The sequence below is a fragment of the Streptomyces mexicanus genome, from assembly GCF_902506575.1.
GTDB lineage: Bacteria > Actinomycetota > Actinomycetes > Streptomycetales > Streptomycetaceae > Streptomyces > Streptomyces mexicanus.
The window spans coordinates 3271289-3286839 of sequence record NZ_LR732544.1; the positions used below are offsets into that span (position 1 = coordinate 3271289).

General features: G+C 71.7%; 13 protein-coding genes. 7 read left to right on the forward strand and 6 right to left on the reverse strand.

From position 1 onward, the window contains the following. Positions 1-325: 325 nt before the first annotated feature. Positions 326-2134, forward strand: a complete 1809-nt coding sequence (locus GV126_RS14545; RefSeq protein ID WP_159666502.1) for an LCP family protein — start codon at positions 326-328, stop codon at positions 2132-2134. Positions 2135-2283: 149 nt separating this feature from the next. After that, a complete protein-coding gene (locus GV126_RS14550) occupies positions 2284-3933 on the forward strand; it encodes an LCP family protein (RefSeq protein WP_159666505.1) in 1650 nt (549 codons plus the stop codon). A 180-nt stretch (positions 3934-4113) separates the two neighbouring features. Here GV126_RS14550 and GV126_RS14555 read toward each other — a convergent pair whose 3' ends face one another. Continuing rightward, positions 4114-5142: a glycosyltransferase family 2 protein gene (locus tag GV126_RS14555; RefSeq protein WP_159666508.1), complete on the reverse strand. Its 1029-nt coding sequence runs from the start codon at positions 5140-5142 to the stop codon at positions 4114-4116. Positions 5143-5268: 126 nt separating this feature from the next. Here GV126_RS14555 and GV126_RS14560 point away from each other — a divergent pair, with 126 nt between their 5' ends. Then, complete coding sequence (locus tag GV126_RS14560) at positions 5269-6774, forward strand: LCP family protein (protein WP_159666511.1); 1506 nt, start codon at positions 5269-5271, stop codon at positions 6772-6774. Between the two features lie 79 nt (positions 6775-6853). On the opposite strand, the gene GV126_RS14565 is transcribed toward GV126_RS14560, so the two are convergent. Beyond that, a complete protein-coding gene (locus GV126_RS14565; protein WP_185948244.1) occupies positions 6854-7411 on the reverse strand; it encodes an acyl-CoA thioesterase in 558 nt (185 codons plus the stop codon). A gap of 119 nt (positions 7412-7530) precedes the next feature. Here GV126_RS14565 and GV126_RS14570 point away from each other — a divergent pair, with 119 nt between their 5' ends. Further along, positions 7531-8853 (forward strand): LCP family protein, encoded by a 1323-nt coding sequence (locus GV126_RS14570; RefSeq protein ID WP_159666517.1) that lies wholly within the window; start codon positions 7531-7533, stop codon positions 8851-8853. A gap of 72 nt (positions 8854-8925) precedes the next feature. Here the strand turns inward: GV126_RS14570 and GV126_RS14575 are convergent, their stop codons facing one another. Together GV126_RS14575 and GV126_RS14580 are read right to left on the reverse strand one after the other, a co-directional pair. Continuing rightward, positions 8926-9249, reverse strand: coding sequence for a four-helix bundle copper-binding protein (locus GV126_RS14575; RefSeq protein ID WP_185948267.1), 324 nt, complete (start codon positions 9247-9249; stop codon positions 8926-8928). A gap of 205 nt (positions 9250-9454) precedes the next feature. Next, positions 9455-10612 (reverse strand): acyl-CoA dehydrogenase, encoded by a 1158-nt coding sequence (locus GV126_RS14580; protein WP_159666523.1) that lies wholly within the window; start codon positions 10610-10612, stop codon positions 9455-9457. A 184-nt stretch (positions 10613-10796) separates the two neighbouring features. On the opposite strand from GV126_RS14580, the gene GV126_RS14585 reads away from it, so the two are divergent. Beyond that, on the forward strand, positions 10797-12140 hold the full coding sequence (locus tag GV126_RS14585; protein WP_159666526.1) for a UDP-glucose dehydrogenase family protein: 1344 nt from the start codon (positions 10797-10799) through the stop codon (positions 12138-12140). A gap of 214 nt (positions 12141-12354) precedes the next feature. Next, the gene (locus GV126_RS14590; RefSeq protein ID WP_159666529.1) at positions 12355-12744 is read left to right on the forward strand and encodes a VOC family protein; all 390 of its coding nucleotides are present in this window, start codon (positions 12355-12357) and stop codon (positions 12742-12744) included. A gap of 17 nt (positions 12745-12761) precedes the next feature. Here GV126_RS14590 and GV126_RS14595 read toward each other — a convergent pair whose 3' ends face one another. Further along, on the reverse strand, positions 12762-13121 hold the full coding sequence (locus GV126_RS14595; RefSeq protein WP_159666532.1) for a MerR family transcriptional regulator: 360 nt from the start codon (positions 13119-13121) through the stop codon (positions 12762-12764). A gap of 61 nt (positions 13122-13182) precedes the next feature. Between GV126_RS14595 and GV126_RS14600 the strand changes: the two genes are divergently transcribed. After that, positions 13183-14325 carry an alkene reductase gene (locus GV126_RS14600; RefSeq protein WP_159666535.1) on the forward strand — a complete coding sequence of 381 codons (1143 nt, stop codon included), beginning with the start codon at positions 13183-13185 and terminating at the stop codon, positions 14323-14325. A 42-nt stretch (positions 14326-14367) separates the two neighbouring features. On the opposite strand, the gene GV126_RS14605 is transcribed toward GV126_RS14600, so the two are convergent. Continuing rightward, positions 14368-15546, reverse strand: coding sequence for a dipeptidase (locus tag GV126_RS14605; protein WP_159673691.1), 1179 nt, complete (start codon positions 15544-15546; stop codon positions 14368-14370). Positions 15547-15551: the final 5 nt, after the last annotated feature.

Sequence of the window (15551 nt, forward strand, 5' to 3'; positions counted from 1 at the left end):
CCCATTTCCCTGAAGTTCTCTTCTGAAGTTCCCCGAAGACGGGAGCCCGGGCCCCGAGCTCCACCGGAAAGTAAAACCGCGGCCAAAGGCGCTCCCGTCTTCGGGGAACTTCAGAAGAGAACTTCAGGGAAATGGGCGGATTGCCCAGGTGTGAGGACGTGGAATTTGTCACCGGCGTCGCTCAATCCTCAACAGGGCAGATAGTGTGAGCGATCCGGTGCAACCGGCCGCGAGGTCTCCCTGGGGTCGTGCACTGTGAGAACCAGACCTGAGCGCCTTGAGGGGGCGAGGCGCCGCGTGGCCCCGACGGAGGATTCGGACAACCGTGGACGCGCAAGGCCGTGGGCGGGCGGACAACATCGACCCCGCAGACCAGTGGGTGCTCAATCCGAACACCGGCGAATACGAACTGCGACTGACCCCTGCCGCTCCGCAGCCGTCGGTGCCCGGCCCGCGCAGGCCCGGCGCGCAGTCCCCGAACGGCGACGCGCCCTCCGGCCGTTCCACCGACGCCTCCTCCGGCCGTTCGGCCGACGCGCCGTCCCGTCGTGCCACCGGCCCGTCCGGACGGCAGCAGGCGCGGGAGGCGGCCCCCGCCCGCACGGTGCCCGGACCGCGCCGCCGCCGCGGCGCACCCCCTGAGGAGCCGCCGCCCGGGCGGCGGGGGCGCCGGCCGCAGAAGAAGAAGTCGAGGACGAAGAAGGTCCTGGTGTGGACCGGCGGCACGATGGCGTTCGTCCTGGTGGGCGCCGGCTGCGCCGGCTACCTGGTCCTCAAGCACCTCGAGGGCAACATCTCCAGCACCGACGTCGGCGGCGCGGCCAAGAACGGCTTCAGCAAGGACGAGGCCTTCAACATCCTGATCATCGGCACCGACAAGCGCACCGGCAAGGGCAACGAGGGCTACGGCGACAAGGGCAGCGTCGGCCACGCGGACACCAACATCCTGCTGCACGTCTCCAAGGACCGTACGAACGCCACCGCGCTCAGCATCCCCCGCGACCTGATCGTGGACGTCCCGGACTGTCCGACCAAGCAGCCCGACGGCAGCACGAAGGTCATCCCCGGCACGGAGGGCGTCCGCTTCAACACCAGCCTCGGCCAGGACGGCCGGGACGCGGGCTGCACGATGCGCACGGTCAAGGAAGTCACCGGCATCGAGCCCGACCACTTCATGATGGCCGACTTCAACGCGGTCAAGACGCTGACCACGGCGGTCGGCGGGGTCGACGTGTGCCTCAAGCACGCCGTGGACGACCCCGACTCGCACCTGAAGCTGTCCGCCGGCTCGCACAAGATCGCGGGCGAGGAGGCGCTGGCGTTCGTCCGCACCCGGCACAGCTTCGGCAACCAGGGCGACCTGGACCGCATCAAGGTGCAGCAGCAGTTCCTCAGTTCGCTGATGCGCAAGATGGCCTCCGGCGACACCCTCACCAACCCGGCCAAGCTGTACGACCTGGCCGACGCCGCCACCAAGGCGCTGACCGTCGACAAGGGCATCAGCAAGGTCAACACGCTCAAGGACATGGCACTTGAGCTGAAGAAGGTGCCGACGAAGAACATCACCTTCCTGACCGTGCCGGTGCTCGACAACCCGGCGGACGGCCCCGTGCACAAGACGGTCATCATCGACCCCAACAAGGCGCCCGCCGTCTTCTCCACCATCCAGAACGACGTCTCCTTCACCGAGGTGAAGAAGAAGCAGCAGGAGGCCAAGGACGCCGAGGCGGCCCGCCTGAAGGGCAGCCAGTCCGAGGCCTCCGAGGTGCGGGTGCGGGTTCTCAACGGCGGGGGCCCCGACGGCGCGGCTCAGGAAACTCTCACCTGGCTGCAGAACACCGAGGGCGTGCTGAAGTCGGAGAACGGCGGCAACGCGCCCGAGAAGATCGACAAGACGACGCTGGAGTACGCCCCCGACCAGGCCCCGCAGGCCCGCAAGCTGGCCGCGCTCATGGGGCTGGCGGGGTCCGCGCTGAAACCGGGCGAGAGCGTCACCAACTCCCAGGGGCTGCCGGAGATGACGCTGACCCTGGGCAAGGATTTCAAGGGTGCGGGCGTGCCGCTCACCGGTCCGACGAAGGCGCCCAAGGTGGAGGGGCAGTCCACGGCGGACAAAGTTCAGTGCGCCAGTTGAGCGCACTGCGCCACCCTTCGGGCCCGTCGTGCGTCTAACAGGGCGCAGGACGGGACTGTGCCACGGCACAGCAGGGCGGGGAGGATGGGGAGTTGACGCGGAGCGATCTGCGCGGGGAGGGGCCTGCGGTCGAGGAGGCGGTGCCCCCCGTGCGTCCGGACGGGACCACGGGGGACAGTCGCGGCCGCCGCGGCCGTGCGGGGCACGGCGGGCGGGGCGGGCGCGAGGGGAGGGATCGGCGCGACGCCGGGGGAAGACGCCCCAAGAGGCGGGTGCTGCGCTGGTCGGCGACGCTGCTCGCGCTGGTGATACTCGGCACGGCCGGCGCCGGCTACCTCTACTACGAGCACCTGAACAGCAACCTCCGCAAAGGGCAGCGCAGCACGGGCGACTCCAAGGCCCGCAGGACCGAGCCCAACGCGGCCGGCCAGACACCGGTGAACATCCTGCTGATCGGCTCCGACAGCCGTAACTCCGACGCGAACGTGGCGCTCGGCGGCAGCCGGGAGAACCGGGGCAACCCGCCGCTGGGCGATGTGCAGATGCTCATCCACCTGGCCGCGGACCGCAAGAGCGCCGCGGTGGTCAGCATCCCGCGCGACACCCGGGTCGACATCCCCAAGTGCACGGATCCGGTGACGCACAAGCAGTACCCGCCGGTCAACGCCATCATCAACGAGTCGCTGGCCCGCGGCGGCGCCGGCTGCACCCTCGCCACCTGGGAGAACCTCACCGGTGTCTACATCGACCACTGGATGACGATCGACTTCGCGGGCGTGGTGCAGATGGCCGACGCCATCGGCGGCGTCGACGTCTGCGTGAAGCAGAACGTGTGGGACCGCCCGCTGCCCGGCATGTCCGGCGGGTCGGGCCTGAAGCTGACCGCCGGCACCCACAAGGTCAAGGGCAAGCAGGCCCTGCAGTGGCTGCGCACCCGGCACGCCTGGGGCAGTGACCTGCTGCGGGCCCGGGCCCAGCACATGTACCTGAACTCGATGATCCGCACGCTCAAGAGCCAGAGCATCTTCACCGACACCGGGCGCCTGATGAGCCTGGCCGAGGCCGCCACCAAGTCCCTGCAGGTCTCGGAGGAGATCGGCACGGTCAAGAAGCTGTACGACCTGGCGATGCAGCTGAAGACGGTCCCGACCGACCGCATCACCATGACGACGATGCCCAACGTCCAGGATCCGCAGAACAAGGACCACGTCGTGCCGGACGGCGCCAACGCCGACAAGATCTGGCGGATGCTCCGCGACGACGTGTCCTTCGACTCCCACGGCGGGGAGTCCGGCTCCGCGAAGGACGACAAGGGCACGGACCCGAGCGCGGACACCGGCAGGGCCGGGACCGCTCAGGCGCCCTCGACGGACCCCGCCCACGCGGACGGCGACATCGGGGTCATGGTGCAGAACGGCACCCGCACCTCCACCCTCGCCCCGGTCCGCCACCGCGCGATGGACATCAGCCAGGCCCTGGTGGACCAGGGCTTCGCCCGGGCGGCCGCCGACTCCTCGGTGACGCCCTCGGTGGAGAAGACGGTCGTGCGCTACCCGAGTGCCGAGCTGAAGGGCGACGCCGAGCGCGTGGCCGCGGCGCTGGGCATCCCGACCAGCGCGGTGGAGAAGTCGACGGACGTCTCCGGGGTGACCGTCGTGGTGGGCGCGGATTGGCGTTCGGGCACCAGCTACCCCCGGCAGGCGCCGCCGAAGGCGGGCGACATCCCGGAGAACTCCGACGCGATCAACGGCGCCGACGCCACGCAGTGCATGGACGTGTACGCGCCCTACCGCTGGTAGCGCCGGCCACCGGCAGCCCTGCCCCTGCCCCTGCCCTCGGCAGAGGCCAACCGGGGTACCGCGCCGGTCGCGCGAGTCGCATGCATCGCGGCAGCCGCAGGAGTCGTGAGGAAGGCGCCCTGAGAAGAAGGCCCCTCCCGGAACTCGGGAGGGGCCTTCTTCACGGACACACGACCGTGCTCAGCCGGCGGTCGTGACCGCCGGCCGCCGGGAGGCGATGACCTTCTTCGCCAGCGATCGCGGGCTGGTCAGGTAGCCCCAGCCCCAGGACATGTGCATGGTGGCCAGGGCGAGCGGGATGCGCAGCCGGGCGCCCAGCGGCAGGCCCTTGCCGGCCGGCACCGACCCGGCGACGATCGCCGCCAGGTAGCCGCCGGGGATCACGAACCCCCACGGGGTCAGGGCCGCGCCCACCACGATCCCGGCCGCGATCGCGCACACGGCGGTCGGCGGGGCGAGGGAGCGCAGGCTGATGGAGCCCGAGTGGTAGCGGGCGACGACGTGCCGCCAGCGGCCGTAGTCCTTGTACTGCTTGGCCAGCGCCCGCACGCTCGGCCGCGGCCGGTAGGACACCTTCAGTTCGGGCGAGAACCAGATCAGGCCGCCCGCCTCACGGATGCGGAAGTTCAGCTCCCAGTCCTGGGCGCGGATGAACTCCTCGTTGTAGCCGCCCTGTTGCTCCAGCGCCTCGCGGCGGAAGACACCGAGGTAGACCGTCTCGGCCGGGCCGGCCTGGCCACCGGTGTGGAAGGCGGCGTTGCCCACGCCGATCTTCGAGGTCATCGCGGCGGCGACCGCGTGCTCCCAGTTGTTCTCGCCCTCGGCGTGCATGATCCCGCCGACGTTCTGCGCGCCGGTCTCCTGAAGGAGCCGTACCGCCGTGGCGATGTAGTTCGGCGAGAGCATCCCGTGGCCGTCGACCCGTACGACGATCGGGTGCCGGGAGGCCTTGATGGCGGCGTTCAGCGCGGCCGGGGTGCGGCCGGTGGGGTTGGGGACCGTGTGCACGCGGGGGTCTTCCCGTACGAGCTGGGCCGCGATCTCGTCCGTGCGGTCCGTGGACGGACCCAGGGCGATCACGACCTCCATCTCGCCGTCGTACTCCTGCGCGAGGATCGCTTCGACGGCTCCGCGCAGATGCCGCTCCTCGTTGAGGACCGGCATGATCACAGAAACGGCGGGGAGCCGCACGTCGGGGTTGGCGTTCATCGCTGCTCACGTTACCGCGAACGGGGGACACCGATGCGCGCCGCCGGGGCGCTGCACCGGTGCGCAGATCGTATGGCCCTACGGTGCTCACGGTGCCCGCCCATGCCATATGCGGAGGTGTCCCCCATGTCCACCACGCCGCCCCGGCCGTCGTCGCCCGCAGCGCCGCAGCGGAGCGGGCCCCGGCCGGCCGCCGCGCCCCCACCGCAACCGGCCCGAGTGCCGTACGCGTCCGTGCCGCGCCGCCGACCGCGCTGGGCGATGCGGGCGGCGACGACGCTGTCGGTGGTGGTGCTCGCCTCCGCCGGCATCGGGCACGCGGTGGTCTCCAGCCTGGACGCCGGCATCATCCGGGTCGACCCGTTCAAGGACATGAAGAACCGGCCGCCGACCGGGCACGGCATGAACGTGCTGCTGGTCGGCACCGACGGCCGGGACAAGATCAGCGAGCAGGAGCGGCGCCGCTACCGGCTGGGCGGCGAGCCCTGCCACTGCACCGACACCATGATGATCGTGCACCTGTCGGCGGACCGGGAGCGGGCCAGCGTGGTCAGCCTGCCCCGCGACTCCTACGCGCGGCTGCCCGCGTACACCGACCCGAAGACCGGCCGGCAGCACGCGCCGCACGCGGTCAAGCTGAACGCGGCCTACGCCGAGGGCGGCCCGGCCCTGACCGTGCGCACGGTCGAGGACATGACCCATCTGAAGATCGACCACTATCTGGAGGTCGACTTCACCACGTTCATGCGGACCGTCGACGTCCTCGGCGGGGTCCAGGTGTGCACCGCCGCACCGCTGAAGGACAGCTACACCGGCCTGGACCTGCCCGCCGGCACGCACACCCTCAGCGGCGGCCAGGCCCTGCAGTACGTCCGCTCCCGGCACATCGACGCGGCCAGCGACCTGGGCCGCATGAAGCGCCAGCAGCGGTTCCTGGCCGCGCTGATCGAACGCGCGACCTCCTCGCGGGTGCTGCTGAACCCGATGAAGTTCCGCGACGTGACCCGGGCCGTGCTCGGCTCGGTGCGGGCCGACCAGGGCTTCCACACCGACGAGCTGCTCGACCTGGGGCGGGCGATGCGGAACTTCTCGCCGTCCTCCTCGGAGTTCACCACCGTCCCGATCGCGCAGACGTCCTACCCGGTCCCCGGCCTCGGCTCGACCGTGAAGTGGGACCAGGCCAAGGCGGAGAAGCTGTTCAGCACGCTGCGCGAGGACCGTCCGCTGGCCGCGGGCAGGCCCGCGCGCCGGCCGGACACCGCGGTGGCCGTGGAGGTGGCCCCGGCGGGGATCCGGGTGCAGGTGGAGAACGGCACCGGCACGGTGGGGCTCGGCCGGCGGGTGGACACCGCGCTGCGCACGGCCGGGTTCGCCACCACCGGGCAGCCCCTGGACGCGCAGCAGCGCGGGGTGCGGCGGACCCAGGTGCTCTACGACCCCCACTGGGACCGTTCGGCCAGGACGCTGGCCGCCGCGCTGCCGGGCAGCGACCTGCGTGCGGTGCCCGGGCAGGGCGCGACGATGCGGGTGATCGTGGGGTCCGACCACCGCGCGGTGCGCAAGGTCCGGGTGGAGGACCCGGCCCAGAGCGCCGCCCGCGTGCTGCGCGGCGACGAGGTCGCCTGCGGCTGAGCCCCGCGGCCCGGTGGCCGCGGGGACGGTCGACGCCCCTCGAGACCCTGGGCGGTCCGGTGGCCGTGCGCGGGAGCGGTCAGTCCTCGAAGCCCTCGGCGGCCCGCTGCCGGCGCAGCTCCATGATGGCGCGGCGGCGGGCCAGGCGGTGGGTGCGGCGGATCTGGGCCTCCTGGTAGCGCCGCTTGTCCTGTTCGGTCTCGGGCAGCACCGGAGGGACGGGGCGGGGCTTGCCGTCGGCGTCCACGGCGGCGAAGACCAGGTAGGCGGAGCCGACCTGGGTGGGCGGGGCGGACTCGTTCCAGCGTTCGGCCAGGACCTTCACGCCGACCTCCATGGAGGTCCGGCCGGTCCAGTTGACCTGGGCCTTGACGTGGACCAGGTCGCCGACCCGGACGGGTTCGAGGAACGCCATCTCGTCCATGGAGGCGGTGACGGCCGGGCCGCCGCTGTGCCGGCCGGCCACCGCGCCCGCCGCGTCGTCGACCAGCTTCATGATCACGCCGCCGTGCACCGTCCCCAGCAGGTTGGTGTCGTTGTGGGTCATGATGTGGCTGAGCGTGGTCCGGGACGCCGAGGTCGGCTTGCCCGGTATGTCTGCGGTTTCTGCTTCCGCGACGGGGGCCTGTTCTGTCATGCCCTCCACCTTATGCCGAGGCGGCACAGGGGAGATTTGTGTCAGCTTCGCAACAGCCGTGCCCTTATTTTCCGACGGCCCTTGTAAGGCCCGCGGTCCGGCCCGGCACACTGGGGCGCATGAATGATTGGCCCGAAGGGTGGACCGGCGACGACCGGGGTCCCCGGTACGGACGCGGCAGCACCGGCGCGGAGCCGGAGGGCGCACGCGTGATGCGCCAGGTACGGCGCGGCGGCCCGGCCGCCCCGCAGGGGCAGGGCGGACCCGGTGGCCGACCCCCCGCGGCACCGCCGTACGGCGTCCCCCAGCAGCCGTCGTACGTCGACGGCGGCCAGGGCCAGAGCTACGCCGACGACGGCCGGGGCTACGACAGCGGCTACAACACCGGCCAGGTCTACGGCAGGCCGGCCGGCGGCGGCCACGGCGGCCCCGGAGCGGGCCCGGACCGGAGCCCCCGCCCCGCGCCGAACTGGGGACGCCGCATCAAGTGGACCGCGATCACCCTGGTCACCGTGGTCGTGGTCACCTCGGTGGCGACGTACTTCTGGGCCGACTCCAAGCTGCGCCGCGAGGTGGACCTGTCCAAGGTCATCGACCGGCCCGGCTCCGGCGAGGGCACCAACTACCTGATCGTCGGCTCCGACAGCCGCGAGGGGATGTCCTCCGAGGAGAAGAAGCAGCTGCACACCGGTTCCGCCGAGGGCAAGCGCACGGACTCGATGATGATCCTGCACGTCGGGGACAACGGCGACACGCTCATCTCGCTGCCGCGCGACTCCGACGTGGAGATCCCCTCCTACAAGGGCAACGAGTCGGGCAAGCTGTACCCGGCCACCGGACGGCACACCAAGCTGAACGCGGCCTACGCCGAGGACGGCCCGACGCTGCTGGTGCGCACCGTCGAGTACAACACCGGCCTGCACATCGACCACTACGTGGAGATCGGCTTCGCCGGCTTCGCGAACATCGTGGACGCGGTCGGCGGCGTCGAGATGACCATCGACAAGCCGTTCAAGGACAAGTGGTCCGGCGCCGACTTCAAGGCGGGCAAGCAGAAGCTGAACGGCGAGCAGGCCCTGGCCTTCGTGCGCACCCGGCACGCCTTCGCGGCCTCCGACCTGCAGCGCACCAAGAACCAGCAGAAGTTCCTGTCCGCCCTGGCCCACGAGGTGGCCACCCCCTCGACGGTCCTGAACCCCTTCAAGCTCTACCCGACGATGGGCGCGGGCCTGGACTCGCTGATCGTCGACAAGGACATGAGCCTGTGGGACCTGGCGTCGATGTTCTGGGCGATGAAGGGCGTCAGCGGCGGCGACGGCACCTCCATGAACATGCCGATCTCCGGCTCCACGGGCGGCAACCTCGTCTGGGACAAGGCGAAGGTGAAGACGCTGGTGGACGAGCTGAAGAACGACCAGAAGGTCACGGTCACCGGGAACTGACCCGGCCACGACACGCGAGGAGCCCCGCGGTGCCCGGCGCACCCCGGGGCTCCCGCCGTCCTGCCGCCCGTCTCACATGCGGGCGCCCGCCATCGCCCGGCACATCTGGGCGCAGCGGCGACACGCCTCCGCACAGCGCGTCATCATCGTGTCGTCGGGCATCGACATACACGCCTCGGCGCACATGTCGCAGGCCTTGGCGCACATCGCGCACATCTCGGTGGCCATGGGGGAGCGCCGCATCATCATGTCGGCGCACATGCGCGTGGTCTCGGAGCAGTCCATGAGCGCGCGCATGATCTGCATCTGCGCCTGGCCGCCCTTCTGCATGCAGGAGCTCATGGCCTCCTCGCAGAGGGTGTGGCAGGTCATGCAGGCCTCGACGCAGTCCTGCATCTCCTTGCTGAGGGCGGTCGCGGTTCCGGGCTGGGTGTGGGTCACGGCTCCTCCTGGGAGGGACGAGAGGGGCCCGGGGCGGACCCCGTTCCCCTCCGTCGTACGCCCGGCCGCCGCTTTCCGCCATCCGGGGCGGGCGCCCGCCCGGCCGGGGCCGTTCGGGTGACGGCGCGCCCCGCCGCCACCCCTGACCGCGGTCGGCCGGTTACGGCAGGTTGCGCGCCATGACGATGCGCTGCACCTGGTTCGTGCCCTCGTAGATCTGGGTGATCTTGGCGTCGCGCATCATGCGCTCCACCGGGTAGTCGCGGGTGTAGCCGTAGCCGCCGAGGAGCTGGACGGCGTCGGTGGTGACCTCCATGGCGACGTCGGAGGCGAAGCACTTGGCGGCGGCGCCCTGGTAGGTGAGGTCGGCGTCGCCGCGCTCGGAGGCGGCGGCGGCCTGGTAGGTCAGGGCGCGGGCGGCCGAGATCTTCATGGCCATGTCGGCCAGCATGAACTGGATGCCCTGGAAGTCGGCGATCGGCTTGCCGAACTGCTTGCGCTCCTTGACGTAGCCCTTGGCGTAGTCGAGGGCGCCCTGGGCGATGCCGAGGGCCTGGGCGGCGATGGTGATGCGGGTGTGGTCGAGGGTCTTCATGGCGGTGGCGAAGCCGGTGCCCTCGGCGCCGATCATGCGGTCGGCGGGGATGCGCACGTTGTCGAGGTAGACCTCGCGGGTCGGGGAGCCCTTGATGCCGAGCTTCTTCTCCGGGGCGCCGAAGGAGACGCCCGGGTCGGACTTCTCCACGACGAAGGCGGAGATGCCCTTGGAGCGCTTGTCGGGGTCGGTGACGGCCATGACCGTGTAGAACTCGGAGACGCCCGCGTTGGTGATCCAGCGCTTGACGCCGTTGAGGACCCAGTGGTCGCCGTCGCGGACCGCCTTGGTCTTCATGCCGGCCGCGTCCGAGCCGGCGTCCGGCTCGGACAGGCAGTAGGAGAACATCGCCTGGCCCTTGGCGAGCGGGCCCAGGTACTTCTTCTTCAGCTCCTCGGAGCCGGAGAGGATCACCGGCAGCGAGCCCAGCTTGTTCACCGCCGGGATCAGCGAGGAGGACGCGCAGACACGGGCCACCTCCTCGATCACGATGACCGTGGCCAGGGCGTCGGCGCCCGCGCCGCCGTAGCTCTCGGGCACGTGCACGGCGTGCAGGTCGTTGGCGACCAGCGCCTCCAAGGCCTCCTGGGGGAAGCGGGCCTCCTCGTCCACCGCGGCGGCGTACGGCGCGATCTTCGCCTCGGCCAGCGAGCGGACGGCGTCGCGGAGCATGTCGTGCTCCTCGGACGGGCGGTACAGGTCGAAGTCAGCCGTTCCGGCCAAGGTCCCTCACGCTCCAAGACGACTCGGTGTTGCTAATTACCGTTAAGTAACCCGAATTTTAGGGGTCCGCTCACGCAGAGGGATACGTGAGTTTGACGACAGCACGGACTTTGCCCGGTGAGGGCCGCGGGCATGCCCCGGATATGCTCGGGCAGCGCATCGCCGTCCCTTTCCTGGAGCATCCATGAGCCTCAAGATCACCGTGATCGGCACCGGCTATCTCGGCGCGACCCACGCCGCCGCCATGGCCGAGCTGGGGTTCGAGGTGCTGGGCCTGGACGTGGTGGCCGAGAAGATCGAGATGCTGCGGCGCGGCGAGGTCCCGATGTACGAGCCGGGCCTTCAGGAGCTGCTGCGCAAGCACGTCGCCGGCATCGAGGGCTCCACCGGGCGGCTGCGATTCACCCAGGACTTCGCCGAGGCGGGCGCGTTCGGTGACGTCCACTTCATCTGCGTGAACACCCCGCAGAAGCACGGCGAGTACGCCTGCGACATGTCCTACGTCGACTCCGCGATCACCTCGCTCGCCCCGCACCTGACCTCCCCGGCGCTCGTCGTCGGCAAGTCGACGGTGCCGGTCGGCTCGGCCGACCGGCTGGCCCGGACGATCGCCGAGCTGGCGCCGGCGGGCGAGGACGCCGAGCTGGCCTGGAACCCGGAGTTCCTGCGCGAGGGCTTCGCCGTGCACGACACCCTGCACCCGGACCGGATCGTGGTCGGGGTGCGCAGCGAGCGCGCGGAGAAGGTGCTGCGCGAGGTGTACGCCACGCCGATCGCCGAGGGCTCGCCGTTCGTGGTCACCGACTTCCCGACCGCGGAGCTGGTGAAGACCGCCGCGAACTCCTTCCTCGCCACGAAGATCTCCTTCATCAACGCGATGGCGGAGGTGTGCGAGGCCGCGGACGGCGATGTGGCCAAGCTGGCGGAGGCGATCGGGTACGACGACCGGATCGGCGCCAAGTTCCTGCGCGCCGGGATCGGCTTCGGCGGCGGCTGCCTGCCCAAGGACATCCGCGCGTTCATGGCGCGCGCCGGTGAGCTGGGCGCCGACCAGGCGCTGACGTTCCTGCGCGAGATCGACTCCATCAACATGCGCCAGCGCGGGCAGATGGTCGAGCTGGCCCGGCAGGCCCTCGGCGGCGGGCCGTTCCTGGGCAAGCGGGTGGCGGTGCTGGGCGCCACCTTCAAGCCCGACTCCGACGACGTACGGGACTCCCCCGCGCTCAACGTCGCCGGGCAGATCCACCTCCAGGGCGGCCAGGTGACGGTGTACGACCCCAAGGGCATGGACAACGCCCGGCGGATCTTCCCCACGCTCGGCTACGCCGACTCCGCGCTGGAGGCGGTGCGGGGCGCCGATGTGGTGCTGCACCTGACCGAGTGGCGGGAGTTCCGTGAGCTGGACCCGGCCGAGCTGGGCGAGGCCGTGGCGTCCCGGCTGATCCTGGACGGGCGCAACGCGCTGGATCCGGAGCTGTGGCGGCGGGCCGGGTGGACGTACCGGGCGATGGGCCGTCCGACCGCCTAGGCGCCCTGCCGCAGAGGCGCCCTGCCGCACAGGCGCGAGGGGACGCCGGTTCGGCCGAGGCTCAGTCGGCCGAACCGGCGTCCGTGCGCATTGTGCCCCACCGCGCGGCGGCCTCGCGCGGCGACGGGCGGGCCCGCGGGATTGGCACCGGCCGCGCCGGGCACCCGAAGGTCCGCGCGCCCGCGCCGAGGACGGCAGAAGAAGGGGAGACTCCATGCCCGTGGCACGTCTGCGTTCCGTCGTGATCGACTGCCCCGACCCGCACGCCCTGGCCGACTTCTACGCCGCGGTCGGCGGCGGCACGCCCGACCCGGAGAGCGACGACTGGGTGGTGCTGCGCCTGCCCGACGGCCCGCGGCTCGTCTTCCAGCGGGCGCCCGGCCTGACCCCGCCGGAGTGGCCGCGCGCGGACCGCAACGCGCAGCAGTTCCACCTCGACTTCGACGCCGGTTCCAGCTGGGAGGAGATGGACGCCGCCCACGAGAAGGTGCTCGCGCTGGGGGCGCGCCCGCTCGACCTCGAAGACAGCGAGCACAAGGACTTCCGGGTCTACGCCGATCCGGCGGGACATCCGTTCTGCCTCTGCCGGATCGAGCACGCCTGACGTCCGCGCCGTGCCGCTCAGGCCCCCTGGGCGGTGCGGATCACCTCGTCGAGGGTCTCCCGGGAACGCTCCAGATCGGCGATCATGCGGTCGATGCGCTCGCGCTCGGCGGAGAGGTCGGCGACCAGCCTGGGGGTGGCGACGGCGGACGGCCCGCCGTCCTCGTCGCGCATGCAGGGCAGCAGCTGCCGGATCTTCTGGCTGGACAGGCCGGCCGCGTACAGCTCCTGGATCCGGATGACCCGGTCCACGGCCTTCTCCGCGTACTCGCGGTGACCGCCGGGTGTGCGGTCGCTGGTCAGCAGCCCCTGGGTCTCGTAGTAGCGCAGGGACCGCTCGCTCACCCCGGTGCGCCGGGCCAGTTCACCGATCCGCATGTGCCGCCTCCACGGTCCGGACCTTGAATCTGTCACTGGTGTCAGGTTCTAGCGTACGGGCATGACGCAGACAACGGACTTCCTGGCCCCGGCCCGCCTGGGCCGGCTGGCGCTTCCCCATCATCTGGTGATGGCCCCGCTGACCCGGAACCGTGCGGAGGCCGACGGCACCCCCTCCTCGCTCATGGTCACCCACTACGCCGAGCGCGCCTCGGCCGGGCTGATCATCGGCGAGGCCTCGACGCCGAACGCGGTCGGCCAGACCTACCCGAACATCACCGCGATCCACACCGACCGGCACGCGGACGGCTGGCGGCGCGTCACCGAAGCGGTCCGCGCGGCCGGGGGGCACATGTTCCTCCAGCTCCAGCACGGCGGCCGGGTCAGCCACCCGGAGACCACCGGCCTGACCCCGGTGGCGCCCTCCCCCGTCCCGCTGCCCGAGACGATCTTCACGCCGGGCGGGCACCGGCCGGCCGTCGTCCCGCGGGAGATGACGGCGGACGACATCCGCACCACCGTCGCCGACTTCGCCGCCGCCGCCCGCCGGGCCGTCGCGGCGGGCTTCGAGGGCGTGGAGGTGCACTCGGCCAACGGGCACCTGCTGCACCAGTTCCTCGCCGGCAACACCAACCGCAGGACGGACGCCTACGGCGGCTCCCCCGAACGCCGGGTGCGGTTCACGGTGGAGGTGACCGAGGCGGTGGCCGACGCGATCGGCGCGGACCGGGTGGGGGTGCGCATCTCCCCCGGCAGCACGGTCAACGGCATCCAGGAGGACGACACCGACGTCCTCTACCCGGCGCTGGTGGCCCGGCTGCGCGAGATGGGCCTCGCCTACCTGCACCTGGTGCACGCCGACCCGGACGCCGCCTGGTACCGGCGCATCCGCGCCGACTGGCCCGGCGTCCTCATCGGCAACCCGGTGCTGTCCGAGCTGACCACCGAGGCCGTCACCCGGGGTGCCCGGGAGATGCTGGCCGCCGGCGCCGACCTCGTGGCGCTGGGCCGGCCCTTCCTGGCCAACCCGGACCTGGTCACCCGGCTGCGCCTGGGCGCACCGCTGAACCCGATCCGGGACCGGTACCTGATGTACGTGGGCGGGGCGGACGGCTACAACGACTACCCCACCCTCGACACCGCGGGCACCGCCGGGATCTCGGATTGCGCCGGCGACCCGTCGTCCGCCCCGCGGGCGGCCTGAGCCGTCCGGCCGGACGGCCGGCGGGCCCGGCCGCCCGGCGCCTCAGCCGTCCAGTTCCTCGATCGTCGCGTGGGACGGCGCCCGGGTGGCCCGCAGATGACGGGCGACGTCCTCGGCGGCTCCCAGCACACGGACCGCGTTCTGCCAGGTCAGCTTGGCCAGATCGGTCTTCGACCAGCCGCGGTCCAGCAGCTCGGCGAGCAGGTTGGGGTAGCCGGAGACGTCGTCCAGGCCCCGGGGCGTGAAGGCGGTGCCGTCGTAGTCGCCGCCGATGCCGAGGTGGTCGATGCCGGCGACCTCGCGCATGTGGTCCAGGTGGTCGGCGACCGTGGCCACGGTGGCGACCGGGCGGGGGTTCGCCTCCTGGAAGGCGCGGTGCACCTTCATCGCCTCGGGCGTGGTGTCCAGCGGGTGGAAGCCGTGCGCCCGCATGTTCGCCTCGGCGGCGGCCGTCCAGTCGACGGCGGCCTGGAGGACGAACTTCGGCACGAACGTCACCATCGCCATGCCGCCGTTGGCGGGCAGGCGTTCGAGGACGTCGTCGGGGATGTTGCGCGGGTGGTCGCACACGGCCCGCGCGGAGGAGTGGGAGAAGATCACCGGCGCGGTGGAGGTGTCCAGCGCGTCGCGCATGGTGGTCGCGGCCACGTGGGAGAGGTCGACCAGCATGCCGAGGCGGTTCATCTCCCGCACCACCTCGCGGCCGAAGGCCGACAGGCCGCCGACGCCCGGCTCGTCGGTCGCCGAGTCCGCCCACGGCACGTTGTCGTTGTGGGTGAGCGTCAGGTAGCGCACGCCGAGCGCGTACAGCCCGCGCAGCGTGCCCAGCGAGCAGGCGATGGAGTGGCCGCCCTCGGCGCCCATCAGGGACGCGATCCGGCCCTCGCGGCGGGCCGCCTCCATGTCGGCGGCGGTCAGCGCGGGGGCCAGGTCGCGGGGGTGGCGGGCGAGGAGCTGCCGTACGCAGTCGATCTGCTCCAGCGTCGCCGGCACCGGGTCGGGCTGGTCGGCGCGGACGTACACCGACCAGTACTGCGCGCCGACGCCGCCCTCGCGCAGCCGGGGGAGGTCGGTGTGCAGGTGGCCGTCCTGGCGCACGGCGATGTCGCGGGCGGCGAGGTCGTAGCGGACCTGTTCGCGCAGCGCCCACGGCAGGTCGTTGTGGCCGTCGACGACCGGGAACTCGCGCAGCAGTTCCCGGGCCTCCTCCAGCGCGGTCATCGGCG